The organism is Raoultibacter phocaeensis, from assembly GCF_901411515.1.
Classification (GTDB): Bacteria; Actinomycetota; Coriobacteriia; order Coriobacteriales; family Eggerthellaceae; genus Raoultibacter; species Raoultibacter phocaeensis.
Window position 1 is genome coordinate 1,775,731 of the sequence record NZ_CABDUX010000002.1, and the last position, 21,610, is coordinate 1,797,340.

16 protein-coding genes are annotated in these 21,610 nt (G+C 61.9%); 6 read left to right on the plus strand and 10 right to left on the minus strand.

All coding sequences use genetic code 11. From position 1 onward, the window contains the following. Positions 1 to 83: 83 nt before the first annotated feature. Complete coding sequence (locus FJE54_RS16105; RefSeq protein WP_180326775.1) at positions 84 to 326, minus strand: hypothetical protein; 243 nt, start codon at positions 324 to 326, stop codon at positions 84 to 86. A gap of 227 nt (positions 327 to 553) precedes the next feature. On the opposite strand from FJE54_RS16105, the gene FJE54_RS15465 reads away from it, so the two are divergent. The 4 genes from FJE54_RS15465 (at position 554) to FJE54_RS15480 (ending at position 6,358) form a co-directional block, all read left to right on the plus strand. After that, positions 554 to 2,071: a helix-turn-helix transcriptional regulator gene (locus tag FJE54_RS15465; RefSeq protein WP_180326777.1), complete on the plus strand. Its 1,518-nt coding sequence runs from the start codon at positions 554 to 556 to the stop codon at positions 2,069 to 2,071. A 738-nt stretch (positions 2,072 to 2,809) separates the two neighbouring features. After that, positions 2,810 to 4,222: an SLC13 family permease gene (locus tag FJE54_RS15470; RefSeq protein WP_255467463.1), complete on the plus strand. Its 1,413-nt coding sequence runs from the start codon at positions 2,810 to 2,812 to the stop codon at positions 4,220 to 4,222. A gap of 149 nt (positions 4,223 to 4,371) precedes the next feature. Beyond that, on the plus strand, positions 4,372 to 4,803 hold the full coding sequence (locus tag FJE54_RS15475; RefSeq protein WP_139653675.1) for a PadR family transcriptional regulator: 432 nt from the start codon (positions 4,372 to 4,374) through the stop codon (positions 4,801 to 4,803). Between the two features lie 238 nt (positions 4,804 to 5,041). Then, complete coding sequence (locus FJE54_RS15480) at positions 5,042 to 6,358, plus strand: (Fe-S)-binding protein (RefSeq protein WP_139653676.1); 1,317 nt, start codon at positions 5,042 to 5,044, stop codon at positions 6,356 to 6,358. A gap of 61 nt (positions 6,359 to 6,419) precedes the next feature. Here FJE54_RS15480 and FJE54_RS15485 read toward each other — a convergent pair whose 3' ends face one another. The 9 genes from FJE54_RS15485 to FJE54_RS15525 form a co-directional block, all read right to left on the minus strand. Beyond that, positions 6,420 to 6,857 carry a GNAT family N-acetyltransferase gene (locus FJE54_RS15485; RefSeq protein ID WP_139653677.1) on the minus strand — a complete coding sequence of 146 codons (438 nt, stop codon included), beginning with the start codon at positions 6,855 to 6,857 and terminating at the stop codon, positions 6,420 to 6,422. Positions 6,858 to 6,866: 9 nt separating this feature from the next. Then, entirely contained in the window at positions 6,867 to 7,850 is a 984-nt protein-coding gene (locus FJE54_RS15490) for a DUF169 domain-containing protein (protein ID WP_139653678.1), read from the minus strand. Positions 7,851 to 8,014: 164 nt separating this feature from the next. Further along, positions 8,015 to 9,337, minus strand: a complete 1,323-nt coding sequence (locus FJE54_RS15495; protein WP_139653679.1) for a radical SAM protein — start codon at positions 9,335 to 9,337, stop codon at positions 8,015 to 8,017. A gap of 7 nt (positions 9,338 to 9,344) precedes the next feature. Then, on the minus strand, positions 9,345 to 10,202 hold the full coding sequence (locus FJE54_RS15500; protein WP_139653680.1) for a TIGR04282 family arsenosugar biosynthesis glycosyltransferase: 858 nt from the start codon (positions 10,200 to 10,202) through the stop codon (positions 9,345 to 9,347). 163 nt (positions 10,203 to 10,365) lie between these two features. After that, positions 10,366 to 12,672 carry a molybdopterin-containing oxidoreductase family protein gene (locus FJE54_RS15505; RefSeq protein ID WP_180326778.1) on the minus strand — a complete coding sequence of 769 codons (2,307 nt, stop codon included), beginning with the start codon at positions 12,670 to 12,672 and terminating at the stop codon, positions 10,366 to 10,368. Continuing rightward, positions 12,659 to 13,678 (minus strand): heterodisulfide reductase-related iron-sulfur binding cluster, encoded by a 1,020-nt coding sequence (locus FJE54_RS15510; RefSeq protein ID WP_139653682.1) that lies wholly within the window; start codon positions 13,676 to 13,678, stop codon positions 12,659 to 12,661. Before FJE54_RS15510 ends, FJE54_RS15505 begins: the two co-directional genes overlap by 14 nt. A 124-nt stretch (positions 13,679 to 13,802) precedes the next feature. Further along, a complete protein-coding gene (gene nrfD, locus FJE54_RS15515) occupies positions 13,803 to 14,777 on the minus strand; it encodes an NrfD/PsrC family molybdoenzyme membrane anchor subunit (protein ID WP_139653683.1) in 975 nt (324 codons plus the stop codon). Then, positions 14,777 to 15,355 (minus strand): 4Fe-4S dicluster domain-containing protein, encoded by a 579-nt coding sequence (locus tag FJE54_RS15520; RefSeq protein ID WP_139653684.1) that lies wholly within the window; start codon positions 15,353 to 15,355, stop codon positions 14,777 to 14,779. The genes nrfD and FJE54_RS15520 overlap by 1 nt, the downstream gene beginning before the upstream one ends. Before the next feature lie 2 nt (positions 15,356 to 15,357). Continuing rightward, positions 15,358 to 18,279 (minus strand): molybdopterin-dependent oxidoreductase, encoded by a 2,922-nt coding sequence (locus FJE54_RS15525; RefSeq protein ID WP_139653685.1) that lies wholly within the window; start codon positions 18,277 to 18,279, stop codon positions 15,358 to 15,360. A gap of 531 nt (positions 18,280 to 18,810) precedes the next feature. On the opposite strand from FJE54_RS15525, the gene FJE54_RS15530 reads away from it, so the two are divergent. Beyond that, positions 18,811 to 19,782: an MBL fold metallo-hydrolase gene (locus FJE54_RS15530; protein ID WP_139653686.1), complete on the plus strand. Its 972-nt coding sequence runs from the start codon at positions 18,811 to 18,813 to the stop codon at positions 19,780 to 19,782. A 489-nt stretch (positions 19,783 to 20,271) separates the two neighbouring features. Further along, complete coding sequence (locus FJE54_RS15535; protein ID WP_139653687.1) at positions 20,272 to 21,396, plus strand: aldo/keto reductase; 1,125 nt, start codon at positions 20,272 to 20,274, stop codon at positions 21,394 to 21,396. Positions 21,397 to 21,610 lie beyond the last annotated feature (214 nt).

Sequence of the window (21,610 nt, forward strand, 5' to 3'; positions counted from 1 at the left end):
TCGAATGGTGTGCGACTCGTCTTGCCCGATGTCGCCCTTGAAGCCGCAGCCGCTCTTGGACGCTGCGGCTTCATGCCGGGGGCTTACGCCCCGGGTGTCGGAGGCTTCGGGGAACCGGGGGCTTTCGGCGCGCCGGGCACGCCAGGGGCCTTCGGAACGCCGGGGGCTCCGGGAGCCTTGGGTGCGCCGGGTGCTCCGGGGATGCCGGGCATCGGAGCGGCCTTCGCGCCGCAGCTCGGGCACTGATCAAGCGTCGGGTCGACCTCGGCGCCGCATTGGGGGCACTTCACCGGTCCTGCTTCTACGGTAGGTGGTCTGAAGCACATGATTGAAATCCTTTCTCTTATGCATATGCGTGTTCGTCTGCTCGGGGAAAAAGCGTTGCCTGAGCGCACTCGCCGCGCAACCGAGACCTTGCAGCCGGACTTCGGCCGTCCCCTTGTCTCATGGAACTCAGTATTTTTCGATTGACCCCGATAATCTACAACTGCTAATGTTGAATTCGGTTTTTTTGGAAATCCCGTATCATACTCAGATGTTGAGAGGCCGTGTAATGGGCGAAGAACACGACGCGAGCGTTCCGGAACAGTCGAGGACTCCCGGGAACCTCTTGAATACCTACATTCTTGCGGGCATCGGATTCGCCTGCCTCATCGGATGGGAGCTGTCGGCTGTGTTCGGCCCGGCGCTGCCCCTGCTCGCTTTCTGCGGCATCCAGGAGGCGACGTTTCTGCGCATCGTATCGGTATTCACCACCGCAGGAGCGCTCGTGTTCTTCGTCGTCAAGCAGGATTGGGTGTTTGTGCACCGCAACCGCCTGTTGACGCTCGGATCGCTGCTCGCCCTGTTCGCGGTCGCTAACACGATGGCGAATCTGCCCGGGCAGTGGATTCCCTTGTGGGTGTCGGTCGTTGCGTGGGGCCTGTTCGGCATAGCGCAGGCAAGCGTCATGCTGTACTGGTGCATCTTCTTCAGCCTCATCCCCACGCGTCGCACCGCCATGACCATCAGCATCGGCGCGATTGGGGGTACCGCGCTCTACATCTTCGCGAATTCGAGCGGAACGGTGTGGCTCAGCCTCGTCGAAATCGCGGTGCTGATCGTCGGTTCGGTAGGTATCGCCGCATTCCTCTCGACCCACGCCCCCATCGAACGCGTTTTACCGGTCGAGGAATACCACAAAAGCGCCCCGCTTACCGTTCCTGCCACGTTCTCCGTTGCGTGCCACGGCGCGGTATACGGGTTCATGTCGATCCTGATCTGCACCATGGGGCTCGTGCCCGCCATCATTGTGGGGGCAAGCGGGTTTTTTGGAGCGCTCCTTGCCGTGGTATGGGCTTATCTCGGCTCGAAAGTGGAAATCGATACCGGCATCGTCCAGCGTATCTCCCTGCCCATCATCGTGGCGGGGCTTCTGCTCTTCCCCTTCTTCGACGAAACGGGCAAGATCGTCTGCGGGTGCCTTGTCAACATCGCACTCGCTCATTCGTCGATCGTCACTTGGTGCTCGACAAGCGTGGATAACGCCGAATTCCAGCTCCACCCCGTTCGCTTCGCCGCCCAGCAGGCGCCGAACTGGGTGGGCTTTCTCGTCGGGGCCGTCTTCGCCTTTGCGCTCACCTTTGCACTCGCCCCGTCGGGCAGGCTGTTCGAGCTGATCATGGTGCTGTTCGCCGTACTGGTCATCGTCGTGTTCTCCATTTACGGCGGTAACGAGTCCAGCACAAAAAAGCGTCTGAACGAGCTTCTGACCTCATCTGTCGCACCGGCAATCGACAAAGCTCTGCTGCCTGACGATCAGCATGCCGAAACCGCACGGGCGAACAACTTCAGGCAGCGGTGCGACCGCGTTGTGGAGAAATACAAACTGACGCCGCGCGAGACCGAGGTGTTCTACCTTCTGGCCAAAGGCCGCAATGCCGAATACATCAGCCAGCAGCTCGTCGTCAGCAGCGCTACGGTCAAATCGCACATCTACCACATTTACCGCAAGCTCGGAATCAATTCCCAGCAACGGCTCATGACCATCGTCGACGACGAGACGAGCGCCCCGATCGATGAGGGGCGCTAGCCGAAGAAGCCCACAGTGCTCACGCGAAGCGCTTTCGGCGGCCGCGTGCAACCGCAAGAACGGCTTTACGCGCGACGCCGCGGCCGCATCGCGAACGTGCATCCTGCGCCTGCAGAAGCGTCGGTCAATCCCACCTTGCTTTATTTGCTTTTCGTATACAGGGGCACCGATTCGCGTATCGGAGGCAGACACGGCCCCGCATCGAGGCTTGCAACATACGTATTTGCTACCCTTCAATGCAGGTATCTATAATGCGGGGCAAGCAGCGTGAGCGCGATTCGAGTCGGAAGCCTCGTCTGCGATCCTTACGGATCTTCAAGCGAAAGGGGGTACACGGTCAGACGGGTTGAGCTTCCGTGTGACGCACGCACGATCGGTCCGTACACCGGGAACCCATCGGCGGACATCACGCGGATTCGCTCTTCGACCATCGCCGCCCATGCTCTCTCAAGCGTCGTCCCTGCGCAATCATCGACGATAGAGGGCGTCAACCATCGGCGGAGTCGTTACTGGGGGTAAGGCTTACGTTTGAGAACGAAGATTTGGCAAGCGGTTTTCATCGATCACGGAACCACCGGGCGCATGGCCGATGCGGTACGCAACGATCCGAACGGCACACGAACTTCCCGATTTACGTGATCCGCGTGCAAAGTCTTCAAACTCCAAAGAGGTGCCTCGCACGTTCATGCTTCTGAAGCGCGCAGGCACACGGATTTCGTTTCAAGGAGGTACAAGGTAATGGAAAACACCAACGTCCCGCTGTCCAAGCGCCTCGTCGGCATCGGGCTCGCGGCGCTCTGCATCGTCGCCTCGATGCTCATCCCGGGCTCCGAGCAGCTGCCCGCCGAGGGCGTGAAGACCTTAGGTCTCATGCTCGCGCTCGTGTCTTTGTGGGTCACGTCCGCCATGCCGCTCGGCGTGACGGCGCTCTTCGTCGTGGTCATGTGCCCGGTCCTCGGCATCGTGCCGAGCCTCGGCGACGCCATCAAGGGCTTCGCGAGCCCCGCGCTCTTCTTCATCATCGCGGTGTTCTCGCTGCCCGTCATCATGCTCAAGACCAACTGGGGCGTGCGCCTCATCAACATGATCGTCAAGCGGACCGGCGCGAACTCGCGCATGCTCGTGCTCGGCTTCATGGTCGCCACGACCCTCGTGTCCACGGTCATGTCCGACGTGCCCTGCACGGTGCTGTTCCTCGGCTTCGCGCTCACGATCCTCAACGCCACGGGCGCCAAGCCCCTGCAGTCCAACCTCGGGCGCTGCCTCATGATCGGCATCCCGATCGCGGCGGTCACGGGCGGCATGGCGACGCCCGCGGGCTCGTCGTTCAACGTCGTGGCCATGAACATCCTGCAGCAGGCCACGGGCACCTCGATCTCGTTTCTGGACTGGGTGGTCGTCGCGCTGCCGGTCGTGATCGTCATGACGCCGATCACGTGGTTCTTCATCACGCAGCTCATCAAGCCCGAGCCCATCGCCGACTCGGCGCTGCAGGGCATCCGCGACCAGGCCGCCGGCGCCAAGAAGGTCGAGCCCCACGAGGTCAAGGCGCTCGTCGTCATCCTCGGCCTCCTGGCCCTGTGGATCCTCGGCAACTGGGTGCCGGTCCTCAACGCCACCGTCGTCGCCCTCATCGGGCTCACGGTCATGTTCCTGCCCGGCATGAACCTGCTTTCCTGGAAGGAGTTCCAGACCTCCGTGCCCTGGGGCATCGTGCTCATGTGCGGCACCATCATGTCGATGGGCGGGGTCGTCGAGGCCACGGGCGGCGCGGCCTTCCTCGCGGGCGCCATCGCCGGCTCCGGCGTCATGGACCTCGGCTTCTTCGCGGCCTTCGCGCTCATGCTCGCGCTCATCTACCTGCTCCACACCGTGTGCCCCATCGGCGTGGCCATCCTCGGCATCTTCCTGCCGATCATGATCACGCTGTGCGCCGGCTTCGGCGTGAGCCCGGCCGTGCCCACGATCGCGCTCGCCGTGGTCGTCGCCGGCAACTACCTCATGCCGGTGAACCCCACCGTCATGCTCACCTACGGCGAGGGCTACTACACCTTCGGCGACATGTTCAAGACCGGCCTCGTGCCCGCGGTCGCGCTCGTGCTGATCATGGCCGCCTGGATGCCCTTCATCGTGGGGGTCATGGGGATATAGGGCGCGCAAACCGTACGCAAACCGCACGCTCCGTATGTTCGGAAGGCCGCTGCAAGCGGCCTTCCTCATATTATTCCGCTGAAAATACTGGCAGTTTGCAACTATTTATGGGATGATAATCTTATCGAATTCAACCGGAAGGAAAACCTATGTGGCATAGCTGCAACCCAAAGTCGGACGATGATCTGAAAGAGTGCGCGGAGCTCGGCAAATCGCTCAACCGCCTTTCCCAGCCCACCATCCTTACGCTGCTCGCGCAATCCGACGAGCCCTTGCATGGCTACATCATCGTGCAGCTCGCTGCGCAGTCGCCCATGTTCGGCGGGAAGAAGCCCGATGCGACGGGCATATACCGCGCCCTCAAGCGCATGGAGGAAAACGAACTCGTCACCTCGAAATGGGATACGCCCGAAGAAGGCTCTGCAAAGCGCATGTTCTCGCTGACCGACAAGGGCCGCGGATGCCTGCGGCGCTGGATCGATGCGCTCGCCTGCTACGAACTCACGCTCGAAGAGCTCAGGGCCGATGCCGCAAGCGCCTTAGGGATCGATCTTCCAGAAACGCCAAGGTGCGCAGGATAGCTTTCGCGCTGCCGTATAGCAGCCGTTCGGGTGTCGCGTGCACGCTGCGGGCACACCCTTGCCGGACGACCAACCGATTGGGCGGATACGGTCTGCCAAAGCAGATCCCCTTACCGCAATCGATCGCCCGCACCCCTGCGCAGCCATGCATCGATGCTTCTGCTCGCCTACCCGTTTTCTGCTCCGAACGCGGGCACCTGCGCTACACTGAAACCCTGAGAGATGGGAGTTTTCGAAGATGAAGCCGCAAAAACTCAACGACGAGGAACTCGCTTCCGTAGCAGAGCTCGATTCGCCTATCCTCACCGCTTTGGCCGAATGGGCGAACAAGCGTCTCACCTGTTCGCACTGCAAGCGCTGCACGATCAGGTGCGAGGTGCTGGACCAACCCGGTCTCGATGTAGGCCTTGTCGAAGAAAGCTACCGCGAAATCACCGCCGTGCCCTTCGACGACCAGCCGGCAGCGGTCATCGAGCTCGTGCAGGAGCGCCCCGAGCTGTTCATTGCGCTTCGGCGCTGCTGCTTCTGCGGCTATTGCACGGCCACCTGCCAAACCCATGTGCTCGCAGCCGACCGGATGCGCGATTGGCGCGAGCTGTTCATGAGGGCGAACTACATGCCCCCCGACGATTCGCGCCTTGTCATGGTCGATAACGAGTGGCATATCTTCAGTGCGTACCGTGCCGTTTACGGCATCGGCTATCCCGAGTTCACCTCCTTGCCGCAAGCGGCCGAAGCGGGACCCGGCACCGTCGACACGCTGTTCTTCCCCGGCTGCTCGCTCGTCAGCTACACGCCTCATCTTGTACGCGCAGCGGGCCAATGGCTCACTGACGCCGGCATTTCCTGGGCGCTTTCCGACGAGTGCTGCGGAAGCCCCCTTATGAGCGCCGGGCTGTTCGACCGAGCGGCAGCGCTTCGCCAGCGCGTCATCGACCAGATGCACGAGGCGGGCATCACCCGTATGATCACGGTGTGCCCCGGCTGCGGCGACGAGTTTTCTGAATACCTCGAAGGCAGCGGCATCGAGATCGTCCCGCTGCCCGAAGTGCTCTACATTGAGGCGCGGCGGCGCGAAGCTGCAGGTAAACCGAGCGGGTTTTCACCGCTTGGCGAGACCAGCCTCACGTTTTTCGATTCCTGCCACGACCGCGCAGACAACCGCCACGGTAAGGCTATCCGCGCGCTCGCGAAACGCTATCTGCCCGATGCGACGCGCGTCGAGCTCGAGCATCACGGACGCGGTACGCTTTGCTGCGGAGCAGGCGGAGCCGTGGCCTCCTACGACGAGGACATCACGAACCGCCGCGTGTGGCGCGTGATCGAAGAAGCCCGGGCGACCGGCGCCGAAACGCTCGTTACCGCATGCCCCACCTGTACCTACACCGTTGCCCAAGCGTGTTTGGGCGTTTCGCCCGAATACGGCATCGGCAACCGCCACTACCTCGAGCTTCTGTTTGGCGAACCCATCGACTGGCCGCTCATATTCGACCAGCTCGGCTCTATGTGGACCGGCGAATACGGCCCGTGGCTCAACCAGACGTTCTTCGGGTAGGCGCACGGCGCGTTTCGAAACCGCAATCTGCCAACCGATGCGGCGATTCGGAGTCTGGCCGTCAGATACAGGGCGCTTTCTTCCTCATCGGAAGCGGGCTGCATTCGTCGAAGAGTTCGCACTCGTCGCATTCCTCGACGATGGGGGGATGGATGTCATCCCACGGGATCGCCTCGAATCCGAGCGCTTCGTAAAACGCACGGCTCGTTCCCCGCGATACGAGCCGAAGCTCCCCGAACTCTCCGAGGGCGCCTTCGACAAGCGCACGTCCCACACCGAATCCGCGCCACGTCGAGTACACGACAACGGGATTGATGTGGCACACGCCTGCGCTATCGAACACAAGGCGGATGAAGCCGACGATATCGCCGTCATCGCTCACGGCAACGCGCACGGTATCGCCCGGCTCGATCGGCCCCATGCCCTCAAGCGACGAATAAGCGGTAAGCGTTGCGCAATCGCCCGGCTCGGCATGTCTGATGGTGAACAGTTCGCTCATGACGCAATCCTAAAACGGGGGCAGGTATATTTTGTCGCGCGACTGCGGGATGGCCTTCTTGCCGAGCTCGGTAAGCCCTTTGACGACCTGCGGCATGAGCGAGACGGGAATGCCCATCATCATGCAATCGTCGCCCACATCGGAGCTTGCGCGGCACCCGTAGCATCCGAACGAGATGTTGATCTCGCCCGAGGTCATCGGCAAAAGCGTGGTCTCGACGCACTGGGCGTTGTATCCGCTTGCATGGAAGTCATGGCGATGGCCCGTGTAGTACGAAGTGGCCATCGAAAGCCACATGATCTGTTCAGGCTGAGCCACGATGGCGACGACCTCGGCTTCGCACGCCGCATCGGAAAGCGGCGTGACCACCGTCGCGTCTACGGTACGCGGCTCCAGGCACGGGCGCTCAAGCACCATCCGCTTGGCAGCCTCCACCGAATCGAGCTTATGGAACAGGATGTACAGCTCGCCCGACGCAAGCTTCTCCGGCATCTCCGTAAGACCCAGGATCGACGTTCCGTCAGGGCATGCGTGGCGGTTCGCCGGCATCATGAGCGAGCGCCCCCGCCGAGCTGCCATAAGCGACTGGCAGTACCGCAGCCTCTCTTCGGGAATCGGCACATCGGGAACCGGATCGCCCGCCTTGACGAGCGATATCGCCACCGGATGCCACCGAAGCCCCAGCACCTCGGTCAAAACGCGCGACCACTCGGCGTAGAGCGCCTTGGTCTTGGGATCGAGCGGAGCCGCCTTCTCGCGATCGGCGAACACCGATGCCGCCGCAGCCGACGCCTCGATGCGGATCGCATGTTCCGGGCACTGCCCCGCGCATGTCTCGCATCCCCAGCAATCCTCGGCTCGAACTGCTTGAGGGCAGTCATCCATCACGAATACATTGACCGGGCAGAACGCCTCGCAGAGCCCGCAGGACGTGCAGGCCCCCCTATCGATATGCACCGTATAAGCGACTTCTGCCGCTTTGCCGTTTTCCATTAAAAAGCCCTTTCTATCACTCAAAAAGCCAGGAAGTCAGGTGATCGCGCAGGACGGTGCCCACAAAACGAGTGCAGGATCGCAACCAGCCCACAGGGTTGATTCGCGCGACCCAGGGATCGTCTGAGCGACCAGACGCCGCCTGCGTGCCCGCCGCCGCAGGTTTACCGCAGCTCTTCTTTCCCCCAAGGAGGATACACCCTTCTCCCCGAATCGTCCGTCAAATGATACGAACAGAACGGGATGGCGCGCCCATCGGGCACCGTCACCATCATAGAGCATTCGCGCAGCCGCTGCACGTCCATCGACGTGGCATCCATATAGTTCATGATGACGATCGAAAGCCCGCTCGATACGTCGTGACCGCGCGCCGCGAGTATGTCCAGAAACACCGAGCCTTGCGGGCTGTCCGGACTGTATCCCGCTCGATATTCCTCATCGGTCAGAAGCTTCGTAGCCGGCACGAACCCGCTCGGGTGTTCGGCCTGATCGCTCTTTAGCAGAAAGACGCCGGTGTCGCACAGCGGGTTCGAGCAGCCGAGCGGCCAGATGTCGTAGGGATCGAGCAGACCGTCCGACTGCTCGGCGAGCCCGAACGCCACGTCGCCCGCCGACATGGGCATGGCCCGCGTCGCATCGAAACGTCCCGAGGTAAACGCAGGCTGCAGCGCTAGACCCGCCACCACATCGGCGTTATCCAGGCAGAAACGCAGCAGATCGCCGAGCTGCTTGTCATTGGATCCCGCGACCACGGCCACCGACAGCACCACCTGGATGCCAACCTCGCGACACCGTTCGATCACCTTCATCTTGATATCGAGGATATCGCGCCCGCACGTTGCTTCGTACACATCGCCTGTCAGGCCGTCGAACGAAAGGTACACGCCCGTGAGCCCCGCGAATACGAGCTCTTCCAGATACCCGTCACGCGCCGCGATCACGAGGCCGTTCGTATTGACCTCGATACCCCAGAAGCCTTTGTCCCTGCCCATGCGGATGATTTCGGGCAAGTCTTTGCGACACGTCGGCTCGCCGCCCGTGATCTGCACGGCGCCGTCTGTTCCCACGGCGTTCGCGATCACCTCGTACATGGCGTCGATCTCCGCAAGCGTTGGATCGCCCTCGCCGGTCTCGGCGCTCATAAAGCATACCGGGCAGTGCAGGTTGCAGTTGCGGGTGACCTCGATCTCAAGCAGGGTACCTCGGCGCTCATGGCGCGAGCAGGTGCCGCACCCGTAAGGGCACGCGGCCCCGGCCGGTATCGTGTTTTCTGGCTTGGTCTTAGGAAACGCATGGTTCCTCAACCAAAGGTAATGGTCGGCGTCGGGCCACATGCGCGTGGCGAGCGGCCCGTGCTCTGAGCAGGTGCGCTCCATCCACACCACGCCTTCACCGTCGGCGTACACTTCGGCGGGAAGCTCTTTCAGGCACGTCGGGCAAAGCGCGATCGTCTTGTGGAGCGGGGTTTTCGCAACAGATGTGCTCATGGGATTCCTATTCGTCGATGTACTGACGGGGATCGTGATTGTCGTTGGGAGGCGTAGTGATGCGCAAGCCGATGAAGTCGACCCAGTCGAGCACACGCTGCGGCACGTAGATGCCAGGCTGCGCCTTGGCCGCTTCGGCAATCGCGCGGATGCACGATACCGTATGGGCCAGATCCGTCATCTCGTCGACATCGGACACCGGCGACAAGAACGCCGAGGGGATGTTCTTGTCCTGCAGCTTCTCTACGTACCCGTCAAGAGCGGGACGGCCGCCCGTGTTGTAGTACACGCCTTGATGGTCGATCGGCGTGTTGTAGCTGAAGCCGACGAGCGAGGTTCCGCATTCCTGACACGGCGCCTGTACGAAACCGGGAGTACCGAGCGCCTGATAGTAATCGAGCCAGCCGAACGCTTGCGATACATGCGAGCGCGGCATGGTGGGAATATCGCCGCCGACCGAAACGATGCTCTCGTAACCGAGCGCGAAAATCTGGGCGAACGCATCGTCGAAATGGTCGTCGAACGTGGCACCCTTGTCGGTGATGTAGTGGATCTCCATGGGCCACGGGCCTATTTCGTCGTAGGTTGCCTTCATGACCTCGACGTTTTCGGCCGGCGTAGTCGATACGAAGAAGTCGTAGGTGATCTTGGTCGCTTTGGGGTCGCTTTCCACAAGCGCATCGTTTTCCGCCTGAAGCTCAAGCAGCACCTGCATGCACAGCTCCGATACGTCGAACAGGCTCCGCTTGAAGAACTCGGCAGCCTGTTCGTCGGAGAACGGACCGCTCGCCACAAGACGCGTCTTCACCATCCCGGGAACCGGGGGCTTGCTGAACAAGAGCAGGGCGTGTTTCTTTTCCGCCATTCGATATCTCCTCGTCTATCGTGTCGTACCGAGCAGCGCTGCGCTCTCGGCCTTTTTCGTTGTTCTGTTCGGCGCTTTCGCCGATGTGCCTCGTACGGCTTTTACCGAGGCAATCGGCTTTCCGCCGCCGTACCCGGCAGCCGACCGCGCCTTTGGCCTTCGCCTACGTCGCCCGATCATCCGCCTTTTGAATCGTGCACTGAATCGCGTTGTACGCCCAGGTTCCGATCATCGCTTCGCCGTCTGCAACCGAGCAGTCGGTCAGCAGATTGATGTTCGACTCGAACATCCCGCCGAACCCGGGAGCTCCCGGCACGCGCTCGGGAAACCACCATCCGTAATCGGCGCTCACGATGTCGTCGCGCATGGGCGCGGTTTTCAGTATAAAGCTCGCCGCGCCCTTGCCGTTCGAAAGCACGACCGGATCGCCGTCGGAAAGCCCGAGCCGCTCGGCCGTTTGCGGGCTCACCTCAGCCAAGGGATGAGGATAGCTCGCACGGAAATCCGGGTTGGAAAGGAACATCGAGGCGTTGTAGGGCTGCTTGCGCGCTCCGGTTATGAGCATGAGGCACTCGCCCGCCTGGCCGCGTACTCCAACGTCCGAAAGCGCTTTGCCGCTCGCCGCGACCTCGTCCGGAATCGCACCGCCCGGTACAGCTACAGTCTGCGCCGCACCGCTCGCCGCATCGCCGATCGCCGCGCGCGACGAAGGTGTCGGCAACCGATCGCCACCGTGCTCGCCTAAGATCTCGCAGGCAAGCTCGATTTTACCTGTGGTCGTCGCGAATCCCACAGGCTCGCCGTCCGCACCTGCCGCCTCGTGCTTTTCGAAAGCGGGCGGGCGCCAGTACAGACCCGTCTGGCAGTACTCATCCCAACTCATAGCGGCATCGGCAAGCGTGCGGGCGTAGGCCCCCTCGAGCGTCTCGTCGGGCCAATCCTCACCTTGCCCGAGGCGAAGGCCCAGTTCGCGGAACACGTCGTAATCGACCTTGCGCTCGTAGTAAGGTGCGACCGCGGCAGGTCCGCCGTAGGCGATGTTCGCCACACCGCCGTGAGCCTGAAACGTCGGACGCTCGATGGCGCCTGCGGCGGGCAGCACGTAATCGGCGATGCTCGCCGTGGGGGTCAAGTAGTATTCGAGCACCACAAGCAGGTCGAGCGAGGTGAGCGCCTCGAACACGCGGTTGGTGTCGGCGTAGGTCACAAGCGGGTTCGTAGCTTCAACGATGAGCGCCCGCACCGGATACGGATCGGATTCGAGCATGGCTTTGAGCACGAGATCGGGATGGGCGGATGTCAGATAGCGAACCGGAAGCCTGCGCCCGAGCCGCTCGGTCAACGCGCGCACTTTCTCGTATCCCTCGTAGCACTGCAACGGGGTATAGGGCGTATTGAGGCACGACGCCTTCTGCGCGTCGGTCATGCGGGCGGAGAGTTCGAGATCGACCTCGGGCGTGAAATCGCTCATCTCGGCGAGTACGCAGGCGCCGGGCTTGTCGACGTTGCCTGTGATGGCGCGCAGACAGCAGATGGCGCGATGCGTCGGGGCTACGTCAGGGCCGATCTGATCGACGCCGCGGCCCGACACGAGCGCCGCCGCGCGTGCACGGCCGAATATCCGCGCTGCGCGCACGATATCGGCAGCCTCGAGCCCGCATACCGCAGCAACCGCTTCGGGGGTGTAGGCCCGCACGTGTTCGACCAGTTCGTCAAAGCCGTGACACCAGCGCTCGACAAAGGTACGGTCGATGAGGTTCTCTTCGACGATGACGTGGATCAGTCCGAGCGCGAGCGTGCAGTCGGTACCGGGTTTCACGGGCAGCCACAGATCGGCGCGGGCGGCAACCTGCGTGCGCCTCGGGTCGATCACCACAAGCGGCACCTCGCTTTTCGAAAGGGCGATAAGCGAGCGCCAGAACGCGGAGTTGTCGGATTGCGCCGGATTCGTCCCCCAGATAAACACCGCCTCGGTGCGCGTGGGGTCGATATCCGCCTCCACGGTCCATCCGAACGTGAGCGCATCCATCCAAATGCGCGGGTTCCAGCATATCTGACCGATGCCCATGTTGTTGGGAGATCCGAACAGGCTCATGAACCGATGGAGCGGCCAGAACGACGCATGGGGACCTCCGATGGCGCTGGCAAGCGTCGCAGGACCGTGCTTTTCTGCAAGAGCACGCAGGCGCGCCGCGATGTCGTCGAGCGCTTCGTCCCAGCTTATGCGCTCCCACTGGTTCGAACCGCGCTCGCCGATGCGGCGCAGCGGGTAGTTGATACGGTCGGGATCGTCGAGCACCTCAAGGTTCATGCGCCAGCGCCGGCAACCGCGGACGATCTTCTCGTCGTAAGGATAGCGTGACGTATCGGGCTCAAGGTCGACCACGCGCCCGTCTTCAACCGTTGCGGTAAACGCGCACAAATATCCGCAAAAGTGGCAGTTCGTGGGTTTCAGCTCACGCACGCTCATCGGCGCTCCCCTCGTCGGTCGGCGCACTGTTCGCGCCCGGAGATGTCTGCGCGCAATCGGCATCCGGCACAGCAGACGCGCCGCAGCACGCACCGCCCGAAAGTCCGTCGTAGTCCCGCCTGCCCGACCGCGCCTCGAACAAGAACCTCATCTGAAGGTACGGCGGTAACCCGTCCCAGTCGATGCGCTCGTCGCACAGAAGTTCGAGATAGTGCATCACCGGCAGGGTATCCTGAAAGCTCGAAAGCTGCGACGAGCAGCTCATGCACACGGTTACGAGGCCGTCGGCTCCCGCCGACTTGCCCTCTTCGCCCCGCCGCTTCGCCTGACGCGTTGCCGCATCCGGCTTGCCCGCCGCCTTTGCGAGCGAGCCGCAGCACAAAGACGATGCGCGGTTGTGCTCCATCTCGACAAGCAAGTCGCCTGCGATGAGGCTGCGCACGCCGCGGGCAAATTCGCCGATCGTGCGGTCGGGGCAGGAATCGTGTACGGCGAGCGTCGGCGCATCGCCCGCGTACGCGATGCCGTTGCGCTCGAAGAACGTACGCACGCGCTCGGGCTCAAGCGCGATTCCGTGTGCCGCGAGCACCTCGGGCAGCACGATCACCTCGACATCGGACACAGCCGGATCGAAGCTGAGCATACGGCGCACTTCAGCCGTACAGTTCGGGCATGCCGTAACGATGCGGCGCACCCCCGCCTCGGCAACCGAGCGCGAAAATTCCGAGCGGAAAGCCGGGCAGAGCACATCGGCATCGGGTTCGAACGAAAGCAGCTTGCCGCAGCACAGAAGCGAGATGCCGTCCACTTCGCCCAGATCGGTCAGCATTTCGTACACCTTGCTCATAAGCGGTTGCGCGAAGTTGATCACCGAACAACCCGGGAAGAAAACGGAGCGCGCGCCATGGCCATGCTTACGGTCTGCCCGCCCGAGCAGTTCGTAGGCATACCCATCGAGCGCGATTGCGCTATTCGTCAACGCATCTTCATACACAACCCGACCCACGCCTGACTCCTATTCGCCAGAAGGCACCGAAACCATCCGGCGCCTTCGTCGTTGCTCTATGCCGTTCTCAATCGGCCGTCGCACCTAGAAGCTGCGACGGCCGTAAGGATCTTACGAGAACATATTAGTACAGATTCTCCTTGCCCCGCCACTTCGATACGAACGTTTCGTCGCCCTTGGCGATGCGGTTGTAGTAGCGGTTCTCGCCGGGGATCTCGGCGCGCTCGTCGGAGTACACGCACAGATAGCGAAGAAGCAAGCCGCCGAGCAGCACGAGCACCGGCGCCACGATCGTTGATGCCGCAGAATGGCCGCCGCCGATGTAGAGGATGAGCGGGATGACCAAGCCGAAGCCAATCATGCCGATCCAGAACAAGGGAGCGGTCTTGCCCTTGACCCAGCGCGTGGCGACGGCTTTTGCCGTCTGGTTGCCAGCACCCAAGAACGAGAGCACCATGATGAGCAGCACCACGATCTCGGCGCACACGAGCACGATGTCGATAACGTGCACGATCTCGTGGATGATCTCGGTGACGACAACGGCTTCAAGGCTGAACTCGACCGGCCAGCCACCGAGGCTGAGCGCGATGGCTGCGCACGCCGTGGAGATGGCCGATATAGTGAACAGCACCGGAAGCGCTGGGGTCGCCCAAAACGCATGCGCCTTCAGCGTGGAGAGCATGACGCCCGTGTACACCATGATGCCGAAGCCCGCGAGGCCCGCAAGAGCGAGGAACACGCCGCGCCCGCCAGCCAAAACGCCGGCAAGCCCGCTGATCCATTCCCAAGGCAGATACGACGCCCACCAAAGCGCGCCGAACACCATGGCGATTACGAGCAGCGTTGCACCCCACTTGATAATGGCGGTCGCCGTGGTCCATACGCGCCAGAACACAAGCGGCTGCCCCAGCTCGAACACCAGAAAGAAGCATCCGACGGCAAGGGCTGCGAGCGCCAGGAACATCGGCCACGCGAACAGGACGCCCGCACCCGGGGTGATGAAGAAGTCGAAGATGGCGGAAAGGAACATGATGCCGCCGCCAAGGCCACCCAAGAACAGATAGATGACGATGGGCATCTCCCAATAATGATGTTTCATTACGCCTTACCTCCCAACTCGGGAATATAGTATATCTGCGGGTCGGTTCCCAGTTCGGTGAACAGACGCTCGGTCTTCACCGAACCGATGAGCTTGGAAACCTCGCTCTCGGGATCGTCGAGATCGCCGAAGATACGGGCCTTCTGATGGCAGGTGTCCACGCAGTAGGGTTTCGCGCTCGGATCCATCTGGCGGCGATCGCGGCAGAACGTGCACTTGCGCACGAATCGGTGCAGACGCGGCTCAAGATGCGAGGCGTCGCGCATGCCGTAGGGGCACGCGTTCACGCACACCTTACACGCCATGCATTTCTTCGAATCGATCCAGACGGTGCCGTCCTCGTCTTGCTGGCTCGCACCCGTGGGGCAGCAGGGAACGCACTCGGGGTTCGCGCAGTGCATGCACAGAAGCGGCGTCCAGTCGCGGTGGACGTTGGGCCAGGTTCCCTGGGTTCCCTCGGTGACAACCGGGTTGTATACGATATCCAACGGAAGGTCGTTCCATGTACGACAGGCAACCGTGCACGACTGGCAGCCGATGCAGCGACGCTTGTCGATGACCATCACGTACCGTGTCATATCTATTCTCCTTCCTCGGCCGCTTGGGCACCTTCGGCTGCGGCCTGATCGCTCGGCTCGCTTTCCTCGGCGGGCTGCTCGGCAACGAGCTCGTTATAGCTCATGTCGAAGCATCTGCCGCTCGCCTCGTCGACGAGGCACGCACGTTCGGCATCGTAGAGCCAACCGTAGTAAGCATCGTGGAACGCGCCGGTTTCCGGATCGATGAGCCACCCTGAGTTGGGATCGTAGATGTAGACGAACTCGCCGAGCACGGCATGGCCTCGCGCAGGATCCCATGCAAGCTGCTCGGGCACCTCGTAGGGCGCCGCTTCGGCACCCGGGTAGCAGCGGATACCCGCAACGAAGGGGATCTCTTCGCGGTCCATCGTGTACATCTTGCCGGTCTCATCGTCGACCAGACACTCGTTTGCGGCATCGTAGCGCCATCCGGTGTAAGCGTCGTGGTAGCCCTTCGTCTTCGGGTTGATGAGCCAGCCCGACTCGTCGAGGCGGAAGTGCGTATCTTTCGTGTACAGGTTTCCGCTCTGCCAGACCCATTCGTAACCCTCGGGAACGTCCTCGGGCGGTGCGGGCACCTCAAACGGAATGGGCTCGCGGGCAAGGTGCTGATCGCTCGGCATAACCGTGACGCCCGGCTCCTTCGACGAACCTGGAATGGAGAACTGGGTGTCGGCGGCTTTGTACTCTTTGTCGAACTCACCGCACTTGTACACCTTGCACATGAGGCCGCGGTTCGCCCACGAGCCGCCCATGGGATCGCAATCCCAATCGTCGACCGAGGTGAGCACGTTGACGTTGGACTCGAGGCAGCCGAACGGGTTGTCCAGGTTGGCGGAGCCGTCACGCTCGGGGAACCACCAGCCGCGCGGCGCGAACACCACGTTGGGAGCCACTTCGGGCTCAACGTTCGCGCGCATCTTGATGCGTCCGCGACGGGTTTCGATCCAGCACCAGTCGCCGTAGGCGATGTTGAGCTTTTCGGCGAGCTCGGGATTGAGCGAGAAGTACGGATCGGGATAGAGGAAGCGGATGCCCTCCATCTGGAAGTGCTCGGAATGGTGGTACGGCATGAAGCCGCCGCCGGTGGTGAGCACGACCGGGTACTCTTCGGCGATCTCAGGCGTATCGATCTCGTTCTCGATGCAACCGATGTAGGTGGGCATACCCGAGTAACCGAGCTGGCGCAGGATGGAAGAGTTGCACTCGACCTTGCCCGAAGGCGTCCAGAAGCCGCCGTTCGTGATGAACTTGTTCTGATGTAGCGGCGGATAGTACATGCGGTAGAAGTCAACGAAGTCGTTGTACTTCTCGACGCCGGGCAACGCGAGCGGCTCGAGGATGTGCATGTACGCTTCTTCCTCGGTCTCCCACGGCCACATGGCCGGATCCTGGCCGCATGCAAGGCCGAGCTTGCGCCAGAACGTCATGTCGGTATGGCGGTCGTACTTAGGCTGGATAGCGCGCCTGCCGCCCATGAACGAATCGGTAGCGCCGTAGTGGGTGACGATGGTGGGACGCTCGAGGGCGCCTGCTGCTGGGAACACGTAATCCGAGAACAGCGCTGCGGGCGTCATCCAGTAATCGACGGTGACCAAGAACTCGCACTGCTTCAGGGCTTCGAGCGTCATCTTGGCATCGCCGTAGGAGTTGACCGGGTTCGTGGCGTTCACGATGAGTGCACGCACCTTGTACGGATCGCCCGTGATGATAGCCTTGAACACGCTCGGGCCGTGGGCTTCGCAGAACCATTCGGTCGGAAGCGACTTGCCCCACGTGCGCTTGGCATTATCCGAAATGAGCTGATAGCCGGGCCACGAGGTGAGCTTGAACTTGTTGGAGCCGATCTGCTTGGACTTCTGCTCCTCGGGTAAGCACTCGTTCGCCTCCATCTCTTCGTCGGTCAAGAAGCCGAGCGAGGGACCGGGCATGCCGTCGCCGCCGGGAACGTCGAGGTTGCCGCAGACCGCACGAATGAGCGCGATGGCGTGGCTGCCCGTGGTGGAAGCGCGGCCGATCTGATCCCACGTGCAGCCCCATTGGATGCAGCCGGGACGGTTCATAGCATACATGCGAGCGACTTCGCGGATCTGCTCGGGCTTGAGCCACGTGATGGGCGCCGCCCACTCGGGCGTGTACTCCTTCACGTGCTCACGCAGCTCGTCGAACCCGTCGCACCAGTCGTTCACGAACTGGTAGTCGTACAGACCTTCGTAGATGATGGTGTGAAGCATGGCGAGCGCGAGCGCCGCATCGGTGCCGGGACGCAAGGGAACCCAAAGGTCCGCCTTGGAAGCCGTCTCGGAATAGCGCGGATCGACGACGATGATCTTGAGGCCGGCTTTCTGAAGATCGGTATAGCCGTCCATGCCGCCGAGCGTTGAAGCACCCGGGTTCATGCCCCAGAGGATGAGGCACTTGGCTCCGGCCAGATCGGTCTCGAACGGCGACCAGCCCGCAACGCAGGTCTCAGCCATGAACGTCGGGATCCAGCACAGAAGCGCGTTATGGAAGCCGTTCGGCGTGCCGAACTGGTTGAGGAAACGACGGCGCGCCCAGTCATCGGTACGCGTGGTACCGCCGGCTGAAGCCACTGCCTCCGCCCCGCTCTCGGCTTTGATCTGGTTGAGCTTCTCGGCAACTTCCTGGATCGCCTGATCGTATGGAATCTGCTCCCACTTGCCCTCGCCCTTCTCGCCCACGCGCTTGAGCGCATGGTTGATGCGGGCGGGGTGGTTGACATGCAACAGCGCGCTCGTACCGCGGCAGCACAGACCGCCGTGGTTCGAGTAATCAGGATCGCCTTCGATCTTGATCACATCGCCATCCTTGACGTAGGCAAGGACGCCGCAGTTCGCATGGCAGAAATAGCAGAGCGACTTTACCATCTCGACGCCATCGGCATGGATATCGATTTCTGTCATCTACCTTCCCCTCTACTCGTCTTCTCTCACAATGAATGCAATTCTCACATCGGGACTTCCGTGCAATGTGGAAAGAGCAACCTTGAAACGGATCGCAAGCAAGTCTACGGGAGCCCCGATGCGCGCACATCACACCGAAAGATTTAATCTTGTGTGCGAGGTAAGCCTATCGGTACTAAATCGGAATCCCCCGTTTTTCGACTCCGCCGCTGACGGATGAGACCGACCGCTCGCCTGCACAACCTGCGATGGGCGCGCACGCCGTATGCTCGGTCCCTCGGCCGGATTGCCGGCCGTCCCCCGTCGATCGGACTCGCAAAGCGGTCTCGCCTTCGGTATCCTCCTGACACATTCGCCATTATCCATTATGCGACCAATACTTCTATTGGACGGCATCCATTATATAGTAGTACATGACAATTGGGAAACATTTGCACGAATCATCCTGCGACTGGCATAAACCGTCCGCCTACAGGCCGCACGACAACCTTTATACTAGTGCATACCGACTGTAAGGAAAGAGAGCGAACCGTGAGCGAACAGCGAAACGAAACAGACGCGCCGAGCGGCACTGTCCCCCGAAAGCGCGCTGCGGCGCGCACCGAGCCCGAAGGTGCGCCCCCCATGTCAGGCGATGCGCCCCGCGAGCTAGACGATGCGCCCCCCGTGCCAAACGATGCGCCCCGCGAGCCAGAAACCGCACCCGGCAAACGCTCGATGCACACCTTCACCTTCCTCGGTACGGGCGCAGGATGCGGGGTGCCCGCGTTCTTCTGCGAATGTCCTGCATGCGTCGAAGCGCGCAACGATCCGCGCGCCCGGCGCGGCGACTGCGGCGTCATGATCGAGGGGGCCGAATGCCTCGTAATCGATACGCCGCCCGATATTCGCCATCAGCTCATCAGGGAGGGCGTACGGACAATCGACAGGCTTTTGTACACGCACGGTCATTTCGACCACCTCGGCGGCCTCGGCGAACTCGAATACATGGTGCAGCTTGTCACGAAGGCCGAGCTTCCCACCTTCGCGAGCGCCGCCACGTTCGAGGGCGTCGAGCGCGAATTCGGTTACATGACATATTGCCTCGGCATGCACGAGCTTGCACCCTTCGAGAGCTTCGAGTTCGACGGTGCCCGCTACACGGCGCTTCCCGTAACGCACGCCCCCGGCACGTTCGGCTATCTCATCGAAACGCCGCGCACAAGCCTGTTCTACGCTTCGGATACGGGCAGGCTTCCCGATGAGACCGCCGAGCGCGTGCGCGGCGTCGACGTACTTGCCCTCGATGCGACGTTTTGGAAGCGCAACTGGAGCCCCGATGCGCACCACAGCGTTCAAGAGGCGATCGAGGAGGGATTAGAGCTCGGCGCGGGCACGATCTACCTCACCCATCTTGCCATGCACTACGACGAGCCGATCACGCTTTGCGAGCTCGAAGCGTACGTCGGACAGTACGACGGACGCGTAAAGGTCGCCCTCGACGGCATGAAAATCGCCCTCTGAGATGCACCGTTAGTTTAGGCGCTATGGGCGGAGATTCGGCTCCTGCCGAACGACGCGAACGCTGCGCCCCGAAAGCGAGCATGCACCTAGCCTCAATTCCAACGAGGCAGGGCGGGCTCGTCGGAAAAAAGCCGTCTCGGTAACGGATTTTTTCGACTTGTGCACGTTCGAGGCCCCGTTAAGCACACCTCGCGGCAACAAAACGCCGCTTGCGTGGTTACGTCATTGGGTTTTGCCTGATGATGAGAACGGATATCGCTCCAAAGCCGCACGGCGAAGCCATAAGGCGTGCACAAGTCGAAAAAATCTGCTGTCGAAGGCGTTTTTCGTGCCGGAATCTAAGCCCTACGCGCGGCAGCCAAGCGCAGGCCCCGATCGCATCGGATACGGCGGGACCTGCGCTGCCGGCAAAGTTTTCCCGAAGTTTCTCTTGACTTGGAGTTTGCTCCAAGGTCTACCATGATGGCGAACCTAAACGAGAGGAGCTCCATGAGAGAAGAGTTCGAATCCACGCCGAAGTTCGGTTTCGGCTGCATGCGCCTGCCGCTTACCGACCCCGAAGACCAGACGAGCATCGACATCGAGCAGTTCAAGCAGATGGTCGATACGTTCATCGAGGCGGGCGGCACGTACTTCGACACCGCTTTCGTCTACCACCAGGGTGCATCGGAAACCGCCCTCAAGCAAGCACTCGTCGAGCGCTACCCGCGCGACGCCTACACCGTCGCCACCAAATGCCTGGCTTGGGCAGCCGAAAGCGAAGAGGAGGCGAAGGGAAACCTCGCCATCTCGCTTGAGCGCCTCGGCCTCGACTACGTCGACTTCTACCTCCTGCACAACGTCGGAGGCACCCGCACGGCGAAGTTCGACGAATACGGCATGTGGGAGTTCGCCCAGGAGAAGAAGCGCGAAGGCCTTATCAAACACGTGGGCTTTTCCATGCACGACGGAGCCGACGCGCTCGACGAGCTGTTAACCGCGCATCCCGAGATGGAGTTCGTGCAGCTGCAGGTGAACTACCTCGACTGGGACGATCCGGTTGTCGAGGCGAAGCGGTGCATGGAGGTTGCCGAGCGCCACGGCGTGCCCGTCATCATTATGGAGCCGGTTCGCGGCGGCCGCTTGGCCGACTTACCCGAGCGTGCAGCACGGGTGCTGCACGATGCCGCACCCGACGCGGGACTCGCCTCGTGGGCGTACCGCTTCTGTTGGCATCTGCAAAACGTCGTGACCGTGCTTGCCGGCATGTCGACGCTTGAGCAGGCGAAGGAGAACGCGGCGAGCTTCAAGGCCGACAAGCCCTTCACCGCCGAAGAGCAAAAAGCGCTCGATGAGGCCATCGCAGCGCTCAAGAGCGTACCTACCGTGCCGTGCACGAACTGCCGCTACTGCGTGAAGGAGTGTCCGCAGAACGTGAAGATCCCCGAGATCCTCGGTCTTGTGAACCTCGAGCTTATGGTGGAGGATCGGGAGTTCGTGAAGGGTTTGTACTCATGGCAGGCAGCAGGCGGCCGCGCATCGGAGTGCATCGCGTGCGGCGCATGCGAAGACATGTGTCCGCAGAGCATCGACATCATCGACCAGCTCGCACGTGCTGCCGAACACTACGAATAGAAAGCGAAAGCGCACCCTCGCGCTTGCACCTCTCTAGCTGCAAGCGCGATAGCGCACACGCACCTGCACCGCCCTGGCACCGCCCCGGCTGCAAGGTTTTCGACCATAGCACCGCAAGGCTCTTGCCAACTACTAGATTATGTCTTATAATTGTCGAGGTCTGAAACACAGCGGGTTCCGTGAAGGCACACACGGGACCCGCATTTTTACATTT

Excerpts from the sequence above, each read along its gene's own strand:
- FJE54_RS15470 (WP_255467463.1), top strand. The coding sequence starts at position 2,810 with ATGGAAAACACCAACGTCCCGCTGTCCAAGCGCCTCGTCGGCATCGGG.
- FJE54_RS15500 (WP_139653680.1), bottom strand. The coding sequence starts at position 10,202 with ATGGCGGAAAAGAAACACGCCCTGCTCTTGTTCAGCAAGCCCCCGGTT.
- FJE54_RS15490 (WP_139653678.1), bottom strand. The coding sequence starts at position 7,850 with ATGGAAAACGGCAAAGCGGCAGAAGTCGCTTATACGGTGCATATCGAT.
- FJE54_RS15495 (WP_139653679.1), bottom strand. The coding sequence starts at position 9,337 with ATGAGCACATCTGTTGCGAAAACCCCGCTCCACAAGACGATCGCGCTT.
- FJE54_RS15520 (WP_139653684.1), bottom strand. The coding sequence starts at position 15,355 with ATGACACGGTACGTGATGGTCATCGACAAGCGTCGCTGCATCGGCTGC.
- FJE54_RS15525 (WP_139653685.1), bottom strand. The coding sequence starts at position 18,279 with ATGACAGAAATCGATATCCATGCCGATGGCGTCGAGATGGTAAAGTCG.
- FJE54_RS15475 (WP_139653675.1), top strand. The coding sequence starts at position 4,372 with ATGTGGCATAGCTGCAACCCAAAGTCGGACGATGATCTGAAAGAGTGC.
- FJE54_RS15465 (WP_180326777.1), top strand. The coding sequence starts at position 554 with ATGGGCGAAGAACACGACGCGAGCGTTCCGGAACAGTCGAGGACTCCC.
- nrfD (WP_139653683.1), bottom strand. The coding sequence starts at position 14,777 with ATGAAACATCATTATTGGGAGATGCCCATCGTCATCTATCTGTTCTTG.
- FJE54_RS15485 (WP_139653677.1), bottom strand. The coding sequence starts at position 6,857 with ATGAGCGAACTGTTCACCATCAGACATGCCGAGCCGGGCGATTGCGCA.
- FJE54_RS15505 (WP_180326778.1), bottom strand. The coding sequence starts at position 12,672 with ATGAGCGTGCGTGAGCTGAAACCCACGAACTGCCACTTTTGCGGATAT.
- FJE54_RS15535 (WP_139653687.1), top strand. The coding sequence starts at position 20,272 with ATGAGAGAAGAGTTCGAATCCACGCCGAAGTTCGGTTTCGGCTGCATG.
- FJE54_RS16105 (WP_180326775.1), bottom strand. The coding sequence starts at position 326 with ATGTGCTTCAGACCACCTACCGTAGAAGCAGGACCGGTGAAGTGCCCC.
- FJE54_RS15480 (WP_139653676.1), top strand. The coding sequence starts at position 5,042 with ATGAAGCCGCAAAAACTCAACGACGAGGAACTCGCTTCCGTAGCAGAG.